The organism is Pirellulales bacterium (assembly GCA_019636345.1).
GTDB lineage: Bacteria > Planctomycetota > Planctomycetia > Pirellulales > Lacipirellulaceae.
On sequence record JAHBXQ010000002.1, the window covers coordinates 847,753 to 865,171 of the forward strand.

The following is a 17,419-nucleotide window of genomic DNA, read 5'->3' on the forward strand; positions in this document are numbered from 1 at the left end:
CCCGGCTGCCGTCGTGCGTCGAGCAAGCCCTCGTCGGCTCGCTCCGAAAGGCTTTCATGTCGAGCGTCCTGCGTATCGCCGTCGTCGAACCGAACGACTCCAAGCGGGAAGCCCTCAAGGGGGTGCTTCTGGCGTTGGAGACGGTCTGGCTTGAGGCCGAGTGCTCGCGCTACGAGTTCTTCGTCGACGTCGTCGAGCAGACCAAGCCCGAGATTTGCCTGATCGGGATGGACGCCGACCCGAGTCGGGCGACGGCGCTGATCCACGAGGTTCTCGCCAAGTGTCCGCAGACTTCCGTGCTGGTCTGCAGCAGTTCGACCGACGGGCGGCTGATACTCGACGCGATGCGAGCCGGGGCGAAGGAGTTTCTCACCGAACCGGTCAAGAGCGAGGATCTCTCCACCTCGATTCAACGGATCCGTCGGCAGTCGAACGTCGCCAGCGGGACTGTCGAGGTCGGCGGGTGCAACGTCATCTCCGTCGCCGGAGCCACTGGCGGCGTCGGGGGCTCGAGCGTGGCGGTCAATCTGGCCTGCGCTCTGGCCGCGGACCCCAAGCACTCGGTCGTGCTGATCGATCTCGATCTCGCCCTGGGAGACGCTGACGTCTTCCTCGACACGATCCCCGAATACACGCTAGCCGACGTCTCGCAAAACGTCGAGCGGCTCGATCTGACGCTGCTCAAAAAATCGCTGACCAAACACTCGTCCGGCGTGCACTTGCTGCCCCGGCCGCTGCAGCTTGAAGACGCCCAGATGATCACTGCCGAAAAACTGCAGCGAATCATCGGGTTGATGAAGACCTCGTTCTCGCACATCGTTCTCGATCTTTCGAAGAGCTTCAGCCGGATCGACCTGGCGGCGCTGCGGGCTTCGGACCAGATCCTGATGATCACGCAGCTCGACCTGCCGTGTCTGCGGAACGTCGTGCGACTGATGATGACGTTCGACGACGACCCCGAGATCCGCGACAAGGTGCGGATCGTCGTGAATCGCTTCGGCCAAGACTCGGGGCAGATCAGCCTGCGCAAGGCTCGCGAGACGGTGGGCCGGGACATTTATTGGCAAATTCCCAACGATTATCGCGTGATGGTCGAGGTGCGCAACAACGGCGTGCCGCTCTTGGAGCACGCCCCCAAGGCGCCGATTACGCAGTCGATCGGCCAGTTGGCCGACTCGCTGTGCGGCAAGGCGCCGAGCGAGGACGACGCCGGCGGCAAGGGTCGGCGGTGGCTCAATCTCTGGCCGGCCCGCGCGTAAGCGCGCAACCGGCAGGGCTCGGGATTCGTACCGACTCGCGAGCCCCAGGAAGCTGACGCGGGCGGTACGAAGCCGGTCGACTCCTGTCATCGTTCTCCTCTGCGGCGCAATCGCTGCAATCGTCGCACTCGATTCGGCCGACTCGCGGCACGAGTTGCGGTCCGCGCGTTCTGGGCGATCCCCCCGGATGGTGAGCTATGTTTGCATGACGCAAAATCTCACCCCCCCTGCGCCGCCATGCAGGCGGCGGTCGTGTCGCGCGAAGTGCCGCGCGGACGCCGACCGTCCCTCCCTGCCGGTCAGCCTTGATTCGCCCGGATGTCGTCATGACCAAGCTTGCCGCTCCCGTGCCCGGAATGGTTCCGCGCGACCGCGAACTTGAGTTCGAGAAGCTCAAGCAGCGGATCCACTCGAAGTTGGTCGACAAGCTCGACCTGTCGCACGTCGGCGACCTGGAAGGAGACGTGCTGCGGCGCGAGATTCGGCTGGTCGTCGAGCACCTGTGCGACACCGAGGACACGTTCCTCAATCGCAACGAGCGCGACAAGCTGATCGACGAGGTGCTCGACGAGACGTTCGGCCTGGGCCCGTTGGAGCTGCTGCTCAAGGACCCGTCGATCAGCGAAATCATGATCAACGGCCCCAAGCGGGTCTACGTCGAAAACGGCGGTCGGCTCGAACGCTCGGCCGTGCAGTTTCGCGACGACAAGCATCTGATGCAGATCATCGATCGGATCGTCTCGAAAGTGGGCCGCCGCGTCGACGAAGTCTGCCCGATGGTCGACGCGCGACTTCCTGACGGCTCCCGCGTGAACGCGATCATCCCCCCCTTGGCCCTCGACGGACCCAGCGTCACGATTCGGCGATTCGGCTCGAACCCGCTCAAGTTGGAGGATCTGCTCAAGTTCAAGAGCATGACCCCCGAGATGGTCATGCTGCTGGAAGGGGCGATGAAAGCCAAGCTGAACATCATCATCTCGGGAGGCACCGGCTCCGGCAAGACGACGCTGCTCAACACGCTTTCCAGTTTTATTTCGAACAGCGACCGCATCGTGACGATCGAGGACGCGGCTGAACTGCAATTGCAACAAGATCACATCGTGCGGCTGGAAACTCGCCCGCCGAACATCGAGGGCAAAGGGAAGATCTCGGCGACCGACCTCGTGCGGAACTCGCTCCGGATGCGCCCCGACCGGATTATCATCGGCGAATGTCGCGGGCCCGAGACGCTCGACATGTTGCAGGCGATGAACACGGGTCACGAAGGCTCGCTGACCACCTGCCACGCGAACACGCCCCGTGACGCCATCGCGCGATTGGAAACGATGATCATGATGGCCGGGTTCGACATGCCGGCGCGCGCGATGCGAACCCAAATCGCCAGCGCCGTCGACCTGATCGTCCAGGTGAATCGGCTGTCGGGCGGACCCCGCAAAGTGACGGCGATCACCGAAATCTTGGGGATGGAACAAGACACGATCGTCATGCAAGACATCTTCAAGTACATCCAGGAAGGGGTCGACGAAAACGGCCGCGCCCGCGGGCACTTTATGTCGACCGGCATCCGACCGACCTTCATGCCGCGCTTGGAGTCGCACGGCGTGCGGCTGCCGTCCAGCGCGTTCCGCGAACGAATCATGCTGCAGGACTGAACCCCAGGGCGCCGACCCGGCGTCTGGCGCCAAACGAACGCGACGAACGCCCGGGCGGCGATTCCGGAGGAGGGGGCAGAGGGGCCCTCCTCCGGATCGCCCCGGGGCCGGCCGCTTACACCACCTCCGCGAGCCCAGTGCGATGTCTCCGACCTTGATTGTCATCGGCGCCGTGTTCATCGGCGTGGTGCTGTTGGTGGTGGCCGTCGCCAGCCTGCTGCGCGACAAGAGCGTCTCGCAGATGGAAGGGCGGCTCAACGTCCTCACCGGCAAGGGGAGCAACGACCCGGCCGGACTTTCGGAGCTGTCTCGACTGGTCGCCGCCCAGCGGAACGAGGGAAAGACTCCGCTGGAAATCATGCTGGCGCGGTGGTTCAATCTGTCGCGATTGTTCGATCAGGCCGACGTCACGATGTCGGTCGGCGCGTTCATGGGGGCGTGCGTCGGATTGGGGGTCGGCTCTGCGGCGTTGTGTTCGATCGCGGGGTTGAATCTGGCGCTGGCGCCGATCGTCGGCTGTGCGTTCTCCATGCTGCCGTTCGCGTGGCTGAGCTTCCGCCGCAAACGGCGGCTCAAGAAATTCGCCGCTCAGCTTCCCGAGGCTCTGGAGTTGGTCGCCCGGGCGTTGCGCGCCGGGCACAGCTTGGCGGCGGGGTTCAAGCTCGTCTCCAGCGAGATGTCGGATCCCATCGGCGCCGAGTTCGGCCGCGTGTTCGAGGAGCAGAACCTCGGCATCCCGTTCGAGGAGGCGCTCGAAAGCCTCACCGAGCGGGTTCCCAATCTCGATCTCAAGTTCTTCGCCACCGCCGTCATTCTGCAGCGGCAGACGGGCGGCGACTTGGCCGAAATCCTCGACAAGATCGGCAGCCTGATTCGCGAACGGTTCAAGATTTGGGGGCAAGTCCAGGCTCTGACCGGCGAAGGCCGCTTGTCGGGCATCGTTCTGTTGGCTTTGCCGCCGGCGCTGTTCGTGGCCGTGTACCGCATGAACCCCGACTACATGATGACCCTGTTCACCGACGATCTGGGCAAGAAGATGCTCATCGGCGGCGTGCTCATGCAGTTGCTGGGGGCGCTTGTGATTCGCAAAATCGTCAACATCCGAGTCTGACATGCACGCATTGATCGCTGGAATCTTGTCGCCGACGATGATGACGCAGATTGCGATCTTCGGCGCCGTGGCCGCGGCGGCGTGGTGGCTGCTGGACCTGCTGCAGAACGGCCGACCGCGCGCCGAGCAGCGACTCGAAGAGTTCCGCGAGCCGAACGGTCGCAAGTCGGACCTGTTGCGCGACGGCCGCGGCAAGTCGGGCCGCGGCGGGGCGTTCACCCGCGCGCTGAAGAAGGCCTCCCCCGCGCTTTCGGCGCCGCTGCAGCCTAAGAACGACTCCGAGGTCAACAAGACTCGCGAAAAGCTCAACATGGCCGGTTTCCGCGGCGAGAACGCACCGCAGTTGTTCTGGTCGCTCAAAACGATCGGGCTGGCGGTCGGCTTCTTCCTGGGCGGCGGTACGGTGCTCGCGATCCGGGGCGCCGACACCGACACGCTCACCTACGCCGGGGTCATCGGCGGGCTGATGTTCTACGCCCCGGAACTCGCCGTGATGTTCATCAAGCGAAGCCGGCAGGACAACATCTTCTACGGACTTCCCGACGCGCTCGACCTGATGGTCGTCTGCGTCGAGGCGGGCCTGGGGCTCGACCAGGCCATGCGCAAAGTCTCCGAGGAAATGAAGAAGTCCTACGGCGTCATCGCCGAGGAGTTCGCGTTGTGCAACTTGCAGTTGCAAATGGGACGGGCCCGCAACGAGGTGCTCCACGACCTCGGCGGACGGACCGGGGTCGACGACCTCAAGGCCCTGGCGGCGATTCTGATTCAGGCCGACAAGTTCGGCTCGAGCGTCGCCCAGGCCCTGCGGGTGCAGAGCGATTCGATGCGGACTCGCCGTCGGCAGCTCGCCGAGGAAAAGGCCGCCAAGACGGCGGTCAAGCTGATCTTCCCGCTGGTGATCTTCATCTTCCCGGCAATCTTCGTCGTGCTGGTCGGACCGGCGGCGATCACGATGATCAACGAGCTGTTCCCGTCGATGAACAAGGGGAGCTGAGCCCCCCGCGGGACGGCTCGCAGCTTGTCGCACGTGTTGCTTCGGCCGCAGAGTCGGACGTTTGCCAGCCGGCGCGGGCGTGCGAAACGCGGGCAAACATGGCCGCATCGGAAGCCCTCTGCGGTGAATCGCCCGCTTTGAGGCGTTGCGGACGCCTTGGCCGCACGGCCCGCCCCCTGGCGAGCAACCCGGCGTTTTGGTAGTTTTTTTGGACTGCCCGCGGCGGGTGCGGACGACCGACGTCCCCCGCCCGGAGAGCCGGTTTTCAGGAATGCCGATCGATGGGCCAAGCCATCCCCGGGGTCGCCCCCGACACCGAACGCGAAGTCACGATCATGACCGTTTGGCCCTCGCTGGGGGCGACGGCTTACGGGCGTTGGTGGGGCCGGTTGCTGCAGAATAAGTTCGGCATCTCGGTCTTTGGGATCCCGATCACGTTGGGCCGAATCATGGCCTTGGCGTCGATCCCGTTCATCCTGCCGGTGTACTTTCACATGCTCGTGCCGCGCCTGCCGGGCGTCGTGTTCGGGTTCCCCAACCCCGCCTGTCGCCGCTACCGGCTCACCAACCGTCGGGTGATCGTCGAGCAGCCGTTCGGCGGCGGCGAGCAGCAGAGCGTCTCGCTCGATCGGTTCGACTCGGTCACGGTCGAGGTGCTCCCCGGCCAGGAGTGGTACCCGGCGGGGGATTTGGTTTTTCGCAACGGCGTGATCGAAACATTCCGCTTGACCGGCGTCCCGCACCCCAAGGCGTTCTGCGAAACGTGCGTCAAAGCCCATAAGGGCTTCGTAGGGGTCCAGCAGGCCCGCGCTGCAGGCTACGCCTGAGAGCCCCAGCCCCGGGTTTGCCGCCTGCTTGGCGGTTCGACGCCCCTCCCCGTCGTCTGCGCCTCCGGCACTTCGCGCGCGTGAATCTGTGCGGTTCAGGCGCCCTCTGACTGCGCCGCGCTTGGCGACTGTCGTGCCGGCTTCGATAGGCCGACGAATTTGATGCTAGCACGATGCGCGTGTGCGGCCGATACCCCGGAAGACGCGCCTGTCAGGTGCGCTCGCTCGGGGCACTCTTACCTGGAGGATCGGTCGTATGCACTCTTGGCTCGTTCGCTTGGCAGGGGGTCTGGCCGTCGTCGTCGTCACCGCATCCGCCCTCCCAGCCGCGGACGAAACGCCCCCGGCCGCCGAGGACCGCCAAGAGGCCGCCGCCGACGAGGCCTCTCCGCAACCCCAGCCGCAGGCGGAGTCGCGCCCCCTCGTCGCGGAGTCGGAGTCCACGACCAACGAGACCTCCGCGACCGGCATCGAGCGGCGACCGCTGCGACACGGCGTATTTCGCTGGACGAGCTACCCCGCCGCCTGGACCGCGGCCCAGAAGACGAATCGGCCGATCCTGCTCTACGTCACCTCGCCCGGATGCCCGCACTGCGTGAAGATGGTTTCCGAGACGTTCCAGGCCCCCCACATCTCGCCGCTTGTCTCCGAATCGTTCGAGACGGTCTACGTCGATCGGGCCGTGCAGCCCGAGTTGGTCGCCAAACTGAAGGTCCGCTGGTTCCCGACGACGATCGTCGTCGGCGCCAACAACAAGGTGATCGACGTCCTCGAGGGGTACGTCGACCCGCTTGCCTTCACGACCCGCATCAAGACGGGGCTGGCCGCATCGACCACGTCCACCCAAACGAGGTAGCCCGCGAGCCGCAGCGTTCGCCGCCGCTCACGGACTTCCCTGCGCTGAGGTTCCCCGCCGGGCTCTTCTCGCCAGCCAAGGGCTCGATGCTCTGCGCTTGGTCGAGAAGAGCCCGTGGCGTTTCCACGGCACTGCAGGCTCAGACGATCAGCATCGCGTCGCCGTAGCTGTAGAAGCGATACCGTTCCTCGACTGCCGTTTGATAGGCCTGGCGCAGCAACTCCGAACCGGCGAAGGCCTGCACCAAGAGCAGCAGCGTCGTTCGCGGGAAGTGAAAGTTGGTGAGCAGTCCGTCGAGTACGCGGAACTGGTAAGGGGGCTGAATGAACAGCGAGGTCTCGCCCGACCACGGACGAAGCAAGCTCGACGAGCCGCTAGCCGCCTCGTCGGCCGCCACCGATTCGAGCGTCCGGGCCACCGTGGTGCCGACGGCGATGACTCGACCGCCGCGCGTTTTGGCCGCCTGAATTTCAGCGACCGCGGGGGAGGTCACCTCCGCCCATTCGGCGTGGATCGGATGATTCGCCGGGTCCTCGACCGAGATCGGACGAAACGTCCCCAGCCCCACGTGGAGCGTAATCGCCGACACGCCGATGCCCCGGCCCGCGATCGACTCCAACAGCGGCTTGGTCAGGTGGAGTCCGGCGGTCGGCGCGGCAACCGCTCCGGAATGCCTGGCAAAGACCGTTTGGTACCGCTCGACGTCGGCGTCCACCATCCGCCCGCCCCGAATGTAGGGGGGGAGCGGGACGCGACCTATTCTCGCGAGCAGTTCCAGCGAGTCGAACTCCTGCTCGGGTTTGGCGAGCCATTGGCCGTCAGGCAGTTTCTCGAGCAGCCACAGTTTCACCGCGTCGCGACCTTCGCGGTCGACGAGTTGGATTGCTTCCGGCGGGTGAAGCGCGCCGCGCGTCTTGCAGACGACGATCCACGTTCCGTCTGGTGCGGCGCGGAGGAACAGTCCTTGCCATCGCCCGCCCGTCTCAAGCCGCCGTCCGTGCAATTGCGCCGGAATGACGCGGGTGTCATTCAGGACCATTTGGTCCCCCCGCTGCAGCAGCCCCGGCAGATCCCGCACGTGGGCGTGCTCGATCGTCTGCGCGCCTCGGTCGAGCACCATCAGCCGCGCATCGACCCGATTGGGGAGCGGCTCCTGGGCGATCAAATCCGCCGGCAGGTGGTAATCAATCCAAGGTCCCATCGCGCTTGCCGTGATCGTCCGTGGCGGGGCAAACCATCGAGTATAGGCCCGGCAGGCGCGAGTCGGCTACCGCTTCGTGCAGCCGGGAATGAACGGCTGAGCACCGCTAGCGTACTTGGGGCCGAACGTTCGCTCGGCATTTCTCGGCACTTTTGAAATGCGGAGCTTTTCACGTTGACGAAGGGGCGAAGTCGGCTAAGTTTGGGTCCAAGTGGGAGAAAATGGGGCAAAGTGGCAATGACGCTTCTCACCGGACACTATCGCCGCTCGCTCGACGACAAGTCGCGATTGGCGATTCCTAAGCCGCTGCGGGTCCAGCTGGCCGACGCGCCGCTGTTTGCGAGCCCCGGGCTCGACGCCTGCCTGGCCCTCTACCCCGAGGACGAGTTCGCCCGGGTGGCCGACCGCCTTGCCGCGAATTCGCCGGCCGCCCGCGCGACCCGGGACTACAGCCGGTTGTTCTTCTCCCAAGCCGAACGTCTGACGCTCGACGGCCAAGGCCGCATCCGCCTGCCCGCGACTCTGGCGGAGCGGGCTCGGCTTGGCAGCGAGATCGTCCTGGTGGGAGTTCGCGACCACCTGGAGGTTTGGAACTCCGAGTCCTGGGATGCGTTCGTCTCTCAGCGTGACGTCTGCTACGACGAACTCGCGGAGCGGGCGTTTGAGGGCCCCTCCGCGGGCGAATCCCAGGCACAGTCGATACCCACGGCGGAAGACCTGCAGCCCCTTCACGGCGGGCAGGACGATCGGTCCCCGGCGCGACCTCGCTGAGGCCCCCGGGGACCGCGAAACTCTAACAATTGAACTCCTCCTCACCTCCGAAGAGACGCTTCTTCCAATTCTGACGACGCCAGGGAGCGACGCGTGCAGTTGGCCACAGGGCACGCGCCGGTTCATGGCCCGACGACCCGCTCGCCGCAGGGACGCACAAGAGCGGCTGCCGCTCGATTCCGGGACGAGAGTCCCCGGGGTCGGACAGGCGTAAGTTGCGGCGGACGGCGCAAGGATGCGCCGTCCGCCGCAGCTTTTTTATGGAGCCTCGGCTGGCGTCAACCTGATGATCGAACCAGGGACCAATGATCCCATTGCGCGCCGACGGGTCGGCTTCGACTCGAACCCCGGGCGCGGTAAGCTGGCTTGTATGCCCGCCGCGTCGATTCACGTCCCTGTGCTGCTTGAGGAGGTCGTCGAGTGGCTGCGCCCCGCGCCGGGCATGACGATTGTCGATGGTACGTTGGGGGGCGGGGGGCATGCTCGCGTGTTGGCCGAACGGGTCGGACAGGAGGGACGGATCTTGGCGTTCGACCTCGATCCGGCGGCGATCGCCCGGGCCGAGGAGACGCTCGCGGGTCTGCCGCTGTTGGTCGCCAACCGGTCGTACTGCGAACTCCCCGAGACCCTCGCCGAGGCGGGCCTCGATGCGGTCGACGGAATCGTGCTCGATCTCGGGCTGTCGAGCGATCAACTCGCCGACGACGAGCGAGGGTTCAGTTACTTCAGTGAAGGAGAACTCGACCTGCGGTTCGACCCCGACCGGGGCGAACCGGCGTGGCGATTGCTCGAGCGGCTCAGCGAAGAATCGCTCGCGGACCTCATCTTCCAGTACGGCGAAGAGCGGTGCAGCCGCCGCATCGCCCGGCAGATTGTCGAGCGGCGTCGGGCGCGACAGCCGGTCCGCACCGCGACCGAGTTGGCCGAGTTGGTGCGGCGCTGCGTCCCCCGGGGCCGCGGTCACCAGATCGACCCCGCGACGCGCTCGTTCCAAGCCCTGCGGATCGCGGTCAACGGCGAACTCGACGCCGTCGAGCAGGCCTTGGCCAAGCTCCCCGACTGCTTGCGGTCGGGGGGGCGACTGGCGATCATCAGTTTTCACTCATTGGAAGATCGGTTGGTCAAGAACGCGTTTCGCAACGACTCGCGTTTGAACGTTCTGACGCGGCGTCCCGTCGTCGCCGGCGACGACGAGGTGGCGCGCAATCCCCGCGCACGGAGCGCGAAACTGCGCGTCGCCGAGCGCGTCGCGCAATCGTCGTAATCCCCGACAGGAGCCCTGGCATGGACGAGTCGCCCCAGACGGTTGATCACGCCCTCGCGGTGCGCGGCTTGGCCATGCTGGCCGTGCTAGGGGCGGGGCTCATTGGCACGGTCGGCTACCGCGTCTTCGACGCCGCCGCTCGCCGCGACGGGCGAGTCGGCGCCTCCTCCGGCGTGCTGGCCGTGACCCCTGCGGGACCGACGGATGGGGAAGATCCGGCGGCCGGTCAATCTCTGGCCGAGCGGCAACCGAGTTCGATCGATCGCGACGTCGACGCCGCCAGCTACGCTGAGGTGAACGACGCCCAGGCCGACGACCAACCTGCTCCGGTCCAGGCCGCCCCCGAGCAACAGCCGGTCGATGCACGACCCCGATTCGTCGCTCCCCGTGATGACGCGCCACGAGAATGACGGCGCCAAACTCCGAGTCGCGATGAGCCGTTACGCTGCAGGGGAGAACGCCGACACGAAGGCAAGTCCCATCCAAGCTGGCGCGATCTCCTGGCTCCGGTCAGTCGCTCGGCGCTCAGTCGATCGGCGGCAGCAGCATCGGCGCCGAATTGCTTGGGTACGTCGCCGGCGGATTTTCGCTCGGAGTGGGAAGGACCTTTTCGTCGACCGCTGCTGCCAGTGCTGCCGCGGCGTTCGCCGCGGGCCAGGGTTGCGAGATCGGCGACTCCTCGGCCGCCGGCTGAGCGATCGGCGAGCGCTGGGCCGTGCGGGCGACGCCGTCGGCAGACGCCGTCCCGGCCAGCGACGGGTCGCCGCTCGGTTCCTGCAGCAAGGCGAGCAAGTCGCTGGCTGCGGTCAACTGCGGGTCGAGCGTGGTCGCCAGTTGCAGGCAGCGGGCCGCTTCGGCTACGCGATCGGCGTCGAGCAGCAGCACCGCCATGTTGTAGTTGACAGCCGCCGGACTGTGGACCGCGGCCAACTGGTCGGCTGCCTCGGCCGGGCGGTCAAGCGCCATCAGCACCTTGGCGATGTTGTTGCGGTAGAGCGGCTTCTGAGGATCGAGGCGAATCGCCTGAGCCAGCGGGGCGAGCGACTCCCGCACCTGCCCGCTGCGCGCCAGGCACAAGCCGAAATCGTTGGCGATCGTCGCGTCCTGCGGGTTGGTCGCGGCCGCGCGCTGATACCAGGCGAGCGCTGCATCGAGTTGCCCGCACCGATCTTCCAACCGAGCGGCCCCGATCATTGCGTCGGTGTGGCGAGGATCGAGCTCCAACGCCCGCTGATACATCAACCGCGCTTGCTGCAGATCGCCGTTGCGCTCGTGCATCGCGGCCATCGAGGTGAACAGTTGCGGCGTGGCGGGGCCGATTCCTCGTTCGAGCGAGATCGAGTCAGGCCGCGGAGGACGTTCGCCCTTCCAGGCGGCGGCGACGCTGCGGAACGGGGCTTGCAGAGTCGATTCGACTCGATCGGTCCACGACGGCTGCTGGACCGGGGCGTAGCCGGCCATCCCCGCGGGCACGGGCTCGTACGCCCGGGCGACGCCGGGGACGACGAAGTCCGCCGCCAAGGCGGCAACCACGCATGTCGCCATCCAATGTTTTCGCACCGCGACCCCTCCCTGAGAATCGCCGCGACGAGGGGACGTCCTGTCCGCTCGATCAAGCTCGCGACGATTCGACGCTTCCTTGGGATTACTCTCCGGTCGAGCCCGATGCGCTGCCGCTCGCGGCGGGAAGCATCGGGGCCGGTCGATTGGCTTGGTAGCCCACCATCGTCGCGTCGACCATCCCCGCGGGGCGGCTTTCGTATTGCAGCGACGTTTCGTGGACGACGATCGGTTCGCCCGCCATCGGGTATCCGCGCGAGACGAATTCCTGCACGTTGGCGACTCGCGCCGCCGTCGACTGCGGGTCGGCGCCTTGGGCGACGAACACCTGTCGGCGATGCGGATGCGCCTGCGTGGCGATCCACTGAACCTTGGTCCGGCCGGCCTGCGACAACTCGGTTCCCGCTTCGTTGAAGTGGTATTCTCCCAGCATGTTCTGGCGGCGCCAGCCGCTGTTGCGCATTGCCGCGAAGGTGTCGCAGATCGTCTGCCGCGGCTGCTGCACGTACTGCGACGGCCACATCGCGTTTTCCAGGTACGACGAATGGAAGGTGTGGCCGTACGAGTTGTGGCAGTGTTGTCCCCATGCCGTCGACGATGCGACGGACAAGCAGACGGCGACGCAAAGAGCGTACTTGCTCATGGTGGGCGGGTCCTGCGGGATCGAAGGAACGCGGGCGGGCGCCACGGCGAACTGCGCCCAAGCGTCGCGACGCATTACGGCGCGCGAGGTCGCTGGCGGCGCAGCGCAGGTCGGCGCGGGAGCCGACTTCGCCGTTAGCATCGTCAGTATCGTCGCGGACGGACGACGCTCTGCGCTACTTCTGGCAAGACCCCGCAGCTTTGCGCCAATCCCCCAAGTTGCCGAAGGGCGTGCTAGCGGCGCACGGAAAGCCGGGGAGAAATTGAAAGCGGCTCGCCGGTTCCAATTGAGCGCCGCTTAAGCCCGGCGCGTTCGGAGCGGCTGCGGGAGCTCGTACGCCGGCGATGGCAGGTCGTCGGGCGCCGACGCTTCGCGGTCCCAATCGAGCAAGGCGTGCTCGTACTCCCGCCGCGCGGGGACCCGGTCGTCGGCGACGACGTAGGCCAGGGCGCCAGGACGCGGCGACTCGTCCAATTCCGCGACGTCGAACGAATACTCGTAGCTCGGCAGCTCGGTCGGCGCCGCGACGACGGCTGCGGCCGGGACGGTCACGGTCTCCTCGACCAGTTGCTCCTCGAACGGGTAGTCGTAGAACGCGGGGGGCGCCTCGACCGGGACGATCGCTTCGAAGACTTCGGGTTCGGCGACCTCGGGCACGGCGGCGGGCTTGCGCTTCTTGATTCGCCGCCGCGGCGGTGCGACCGGTTCGGACAAGTCGACCGGCACGGGAACGGGCGCGGGCTGTGGTCCAGGCGTCGCGATCTCCACGTTCCCGCGCCGCAGCGGCAGGCGCCGGCAGTCGGCGTCGACCGCCTTGAACATCTCCCAAATGTGCTCATGGCACGTGAAGATCAGCACCTGCCGGCCTCCCGCGGCGAAGCGGGCCAGCACCTCGGCCGCGCGGCGAGCGCGACCGGCGTCGCAGTTCACCAACACGTCGTCCAGCACCATCGGCAGGTTCACGCCCCGCCGACCGAACGTGGCCACCAGCGCCAGCCGCACGCTGAGGAACAACTGTTCGCGGGTGCCGCGGCTCAGCACGTCGACCGGCAGCGACTCGCCCTCGGCGTTCTCCACCAGCAGAATGTCGTTGGCCAGCGGAGTCCACACGCGGCGGTACTTGCCGCCGGTGAGTTCGGCCATGTACTTCGAGGCCTCGGCGAGCGTCTCGGGCTGGCGATGGGTCTCGTACTCGCTGCGGATTCGTTCCAGCATTCGGCAGACGACCGCATGTTCGCGCCAACTGCGGCGGGCTGCGGCGAGTTGGTTTTCGACGAGTCCCAACTCCAGTTGCCGTTCGGCAAGCGAGCGGTCTTCCTCGATCGCCCGTCGTTCACGCCCCAACACGCCCCGCTGCTCGGCAAACTCCTTAAGCCGCGTCTGGGCCGCTTCGAGCTGCGCGGCGGCCGCTTCCCATGATTTCTCGAGGATGCCGACCGCTTCGGGGGCGAGCAACTCGGCGAACGTCTCCTCAGGCTCGTGCTTGCCGATCGCGGCAAGGATCTCCCGGGCGACCGCGTCGCGCTGGTTGGCCAGCAGTCGGGCTTGATGCTGATCGGCCGCCAGCATGCGGAACTCCTGCTCGTCGGTGCAGCCGGCGCCGGTGAACAGCGCCGTCCGGCGCCGCTTGAGTCCCGCGATCGATTCGCGATGCTTGCCTTCCTCGACCTTCAAGCCCCGAGCCTTCTCTTTGATCTCTTCGCGACGCTGCAGGGCGGTCTGCTGCTTGCGGCGTTCAGCGACAAGGTGATCGAGCTGAGCAAGCGCGTCGGTCTCGGCTTCCTTGCCGTCGAGCTCGCACAAGCAGTCGGTCTCCTGCGCCAGATCGTGCACGCGGCGGAGCAGCGTTTCGTACTCGCGCTGGCGAGCCGCGGCGTCCTCGCGGCGATGCTTGCCGCGGGCCTCCAACTCGCCGAGGGTCGCGAATCGCTCGGCGACGCTTGCCAGTTTCAGGGCGTCGAGATTCTCCGGCAGCCCCAGCGCGGCGACCTTGGCCCGCCAGGTCTTGGTCTCTTGCTCCAGTTCGCGCTGGGCTTGACGCACGCGCGCCTCGGCGTCGGCGACGGCGCTGCCGGCTTGTTTGCGTTGGGCCTCGACCGGCAGCACGTTTTCCAACTCGGCAAGGTGCCGCTCGGCCGCTTGCAACCGCAACAGGACCGAACCATCGGTCAGCGGCAGCTCGACGTCGAGGGCTTCCTTTTCGCGCTGGGTGTCGGCGATCTGCCGAGCGATCGTCTCCATCTGCCGTTGGCAAGCGTCGAGCTTCTCGGCCGCGGCGTCCTCGGCGAAGTATTTGAAGAGCCACGCAAAGGCCCCCGAACCTAAGCCGACGAGGGCCACCAGCGGGCCGTACTTGCCGAACGGCGAATCGGGCACAAGCAGCCAGACGCCGATCATCAGCCCGCCCAGCACGATCGCCGCGAACATCCAGCCGAACAGCCACAGCGGGATCACTTGGTCGTCGAGCAGCTCGTGGCTCTGCTGCTCCAATTCAAGCTCATGCTGGCGGGCTTGCTCGAGCCGCTGTTCAACCTGCATCCGTTTGCGCAGCCCGGCGACAAGGTCGCTGGCCGCCTGCAAGTCCATCGGCAGACCGTGCTGCTCCCCGCCGAGGATCGCCGTGTCGATCTGCGTCTTGAGCGAACGTTCGTTCTCGGTGAGCGAGTCGACGGTTCGCTGCGCCGCTTCCAGCCGCCGTTGCGCGGCACGCAAGGCGTCGATCTGCGGCTGCAGCCCTTCGAGGTCGGCCTCGCTGATCTCGCGCAAATGTTGCGAGTTCGACAGTCCCAGCACTTCGGCCAGTCGCTTTTGTTCGCTGGCGACGCGGTTCTCGAACTGCCGAGCCTCGCGCTCCAGGTCCTCGCGCTGCCGCTCGAGCGATTGCAGCCAGTCGCGCTGTTCGCCGAGCGCGTCGATCCGACACGAGGCCTTGACCAGCAGTTCGTTAATCCCCAGTCGCTCCGACTCGTCCTTGAGTTGCTGCCGCTGGCCCTGCAGGACGTCGGATTGCCGCTGGTGCTTTTCGCATTGCGAGTTGAGCTCGTTGAGCCGATCGATCGCGTCTTCCGGCAGCTTGATGCGCCCCGCGAGCTGCGACAACTGCAGGTCGAGTTGTTCGCGCTTGCGCCAGTTGGGCTTCAGCGAGACGGCAATTTCGGCGGTGCGGGCTCGATGCTCGCACTGCCGGACCTCGCGCTCGGCCGCGGCGATTTTTTCGTCGAGCTCGGCGATCTTGACCGCCAGCGCACCCCAGCCGCGGTTGCGCTCGCGGAGGCGATCGATTTCGGCGCCCAGCCGGTCGCGTTCCGCCTCAAGGGCCGGGATCTTCGAGGCGGTTCCTTGCTCGGCCAGCAGGGCCTGGCGGTTGCCCTGCAGTTCGACCATGACGTCGTACAGACAGACTCGATCGAGCCCCGAGGTAAGCCGGTACAGCCACTCGGCCGCTTTGGTGCCCGACAACGTGCCGAGTTCCTGAATCTCGCTCAGCCCCACCGCAAAGACGTTGGTGTAGGTTTTCTCGTCGACGTCGCTCAGCGCCTCGCGGAGGATGCGATCGCCGGCGGTCGCTCCGTCGGCGGTCGTGCAGATGACGCGCCCCAGGTCGTCGTCGCCGCGGTCGGCGATCCGCGTGGCGCGGAATCGGGTCTCGCCATCGACGATTCCCAGCGATCCTCCCGGATTGCCCCCCTCGAGCGGCGGCAGATACTTCTTCCGCCGCGCCGGGGTCACGCCGTACAGCACGCTGCGCGTGAACTGCATCACCGTCGTCTTGCCGGCCTCGTTCGCGCCGTAGAAGGCGGTCACCCGGGGCGAAAGGTTCGAGAGCTTCAGATCGCGCCAGACGCCGAAGCCGTCGATTTCCAGATCGGTGATTTTCATGGTTTGGGGCTCTCTGCGTTCGTCGTCGGCTTAAGGCCGTTCTCGAAGAAGCAATGATGGCGTTGGACTCGCTCTTACGCTGGCGGCTTAACCCCCCAGCGCCCGGCACTTACTCTCCGTCCGCGTCGTCCTCGACTGCGATCAGTTCCATCCCCAGTTTCGCCGCGGCGACCAACAGGCCGGCGCGCTCGTGGGGCGGAATCTCCGCCAACTCGGCGAACCGCCCTTCGCGGCGATCGTCCGGCAGGAACTCGGCCAGCTCCAACGAGACCGCCGGGTCGTTCTCGTACGAGCGAAACTGACGCAGCAGGTCGCCGCGGATCGTCTCCTCGTCGTACCATTCGGCCGGGGCTTGCAGCGGTTCGTCGCACTCGATCGCCACGGTCCACAGGGCCGGCGACTGGTTGGCGAATTTCTTCCGCAGGCGGGCGACCAGTTCGACCCCGAACCCGTCGGGTCGCAGATAGTTGAGCAACTCCCCGCGGCCGACGATCCGCCACGTGACCAACAGATCGCGATCGGCGTGCTTCTCGCGAAGCTTGTCGGCCTTCTGCTCGATGAGCTGCAGCAGGGCGTTCTCGTCGCAGCCCGAGGTGATTTCCACAGTTTCTGTCGCCCAGCGAACGACGTCGGTCGCTACGAACAGCGTCTTCACGTGCCCGGTCTCGTCGACCGTGACCACCGTACAGCCGTGGGCGCCGTCCTCGCCCGGGCGGCGTCCCTGCGGCGTGCCGGCGAAGTGGGCGATCCCCGGCGACTGGTCGACCGTTTGCCGCCGATGCCGACCCCCCAGGGCCATGTAGTGAACGCGATCCCCCTCGGCGCCCGCGGAGGCCGACGTGCCGTGCGCCACGCCGATCGTGAACAGCCCGTTGGCGTCGCGGTGGAACCCGCTGTCGTCGAGCGGCCGTCCCGCGGCGCGGCTGATTCCCTGAATCCGCGCGATCGTCTTGTCGCCGCGCGTCAGGGCGAACGACTCGACCCGCCCGACGCCGAAGCGATGAACCGTCTCGGGCAATCGCACGCTGGTCGGCCAGGCGTCGGGCGGATCAACCTGCCCGCCCGCCCAGAAGACGGCAATGTTGTTGTCGGCCAGCCGGTGCAAGTGCTTGGCCAGAAACGCCGCGGCCCGCGGCCCGGCCTGATCGAGATCGACCACGTTGCCCGTCAACAGCAGCGCGTCCGCGCCTTCGGCGAGCGCGGTCTCGAACACCTGCTCGGCCGCCATGTAGGGGGCTTCGAGAAACGCCTCGCGCAGTGCGGGCGGAATCTCGGCCACGCCCCCCAGCGGGCGGTCCAAACGAAGGTCGCCGGCATGGACGAAACGAAGCGGCGCCTGCGACATAACGGCCTCCTTGCACATCGCGGGACCGCGCCGTCCCGGGCGCGGCAATTCCCAAAG

At 66.6% G+C, this 17,419-nt stretch carries 14 protein-coding genes; 9 read left to right on the forward strand and 5 right to left on the reverse strand.

The genetic code is table 11. The features are described from left to right. The first annotated feature begins 56 nt into the window (after positions 1-56). The 6 genes from KF688_07265 to KF688_07290 all read left to right on the forward strand — a co-directional run bounded on the left by KF688_07265 (position 57) and on the right by KF688_07290 (position 6,699). The gene (locus KF688_07265) at positions 57-1,259 is read left to right on the forward strand and encodes an AAA family ATPase (GenBank protein MBX3425459.1); all 1,203 of its coding nucleotides are present in this window, start codon (positions 57-59) and stop codon (positions 1,257-1,259) included. A 356-nt stretch (positions 1,260-1,615) separates the two neighbouring features. Further along, entirely contained in the window at positions 1,616-2,911 is a 1,296-nt protein-coding gene (locus tag KF688_07270; GenBank protein MBX3425460.1) for a CpaF family protein, read from the forward strand. Between the two features lie 142 nt (positions 2,912-3,053). Beyond that, positions 3,054-4,022: a type II secretion system F family protein gene (locus KF688_07275; protein ID MBX3425461.1), complete on the forward strand. Its 969-nt coding sequence runs from the start codon at positions 3,054-3,056 to the stop codon at positions 4,020-4,022. A 1-nt stretch (position 4,023) separates the two neighbouring features. After that, positions 4,024-5,016, forward strand: coding sequence for a type II secretion system F family protein (locus tag KF688_07280; protein MBX3425462.1), 993 nt, complete (start codon positions 4,024-4,026; stop codon positions 5,014-5,016). A gap of 281 nt (positions 5,017-5,297) precedes the next feature. Further along, positions 5,298-5,843 carry a PH domain-containing protein gene (locus KF688_07285; protein ID MBX3425463.1) on the forward strand — a complete coding sequence of 182 codons (546 nt, stop codon included), beginning with the start codon at positions 5,298-5,300 and terminating at the stop codon, positions 5,841-5,843. A gap of 256 nt (positions 5,844-6,099) precedes the next feature. Then, the gene (locus KF688_07290; protein ID MBX3425464.1) at positions 6,100-6,699 is read left to right on the forward strand and encodes a thioredoxin family protein; all 600 of its coding nucleotides are present in this window, start codon (positions 6,100-6,102) and stop codon (positions 6,697-6,699) included. A gap of 139 nt (positions 6,700-6,838) precedes the next feature. Here the strand turns inward: KF688_07290 and queA are convergent, their stop codons facing one another. Then, positions 6,839-7,900 (reverse strand): tRNA preQ1(34) S-adenosylmethionine ribosyltransferase-isomerase QueA, encoded by a 1,062-nt coding sequence (gene queA / locus KF688_07295; protein MBX3425465.1) that lies wholly within the window; start codon positions 7,898-7,900, stop codon positions 6,839-6,841. Between the two features lie 237 nt (positions 7,901-8,137). On the opposite strand from queA, the gene mraZ reads away from it, so the two are divergent. From mraZ to KF688_07310, 3 genes are all read left to right on the forward strand, one after another. After that, a complete protein-coding gene (gene mraZ / locus KF688_07300) occupies positions 8,138-8,671 on the forward strand; it encodes a division/cell wall cluster transcriptional repressor MraZ (protein MBX3425466.1) in 534 nt (177 codons plus the stop codon). Between the two features lie 370 nt (positions 8,672-9,041). Continuing rightward, complete coding sequence (gene rsmH, locus KF688_07305) at positions 9,042-9,935, forward strand: 16S rRNA (cytosine(1402)-N(4))-methyltransferase RsmH (protein MBX3425467.1); 894 nt, start codon at positions 9,042-9,044, stop codon at positions 9,933-9,935. A gap of 20 nt (positions 9,936-9,955) precedes the next feature. Then, on the forward strand, positions 9,956-10,345 hold the full coding sequence (locus KF688_07310; protein ID MBX3425468.1) for a hypothetical protein: 390 nt from the start codon (positions 9,956-9,958) through the stop codon (positions 10,343-10,345). 115 nt (positions 10,346-10,460) lie between these two features. On the opposite strand, the gene KF688_07315 is transcribed toward KF688_07310, so the two are convergent. From KF688_07315 to KF688_07330, 4 genes are all read right to left on the reverse strand, one after another. After that, the gene (locus KF688_07315) at positions 10,461-11,495 is read right to left on the reverse strand and encodes a tetratricopeptide repeat protein (GenBank protein ID MBX3425469.1); all 1,035 of its coding nucleotides are present in this window, start codon (positions 11,493-11,495) and stop codon (positions 10,461-10,463) included. Between the two features lie 85 nt (positions 11,496-11,580). Beyond that, entirely contained in the window at positions 11,581-12,138 is a 558-nt protein-coding gene (locus tag KF688_07320) for a hypothetical protein (GenBank protein ID MBX3425470.1), read from the reverse strand. A gap of 297 nt (positions 12,139-12,435) precedes the next feature. After that, on the reverse strand, positions 12,436-16,017 hold the full coding sequence (locus KF688_07325) for an AAA family ATPase (GenBank protein ID MBX3425471.1): 3,582 nt from the start codon (positions 16,015-16,017) through the stop codon (positions 12,436-12,438). Positions 16,018-16,126: 109 nt separating this feature from the next. Then, positions 16,127-17,362, reverse strand: a complete 1,236-nt coding sequence (locus KF688_07330) for a hypothetical protein (protein MBX3425472.1) — start codon at positions 17,360-17,362, stop codon at positions 16,127-16,129. Positions 17,363-17,419 lie beyond the last annotated feature (57 nt).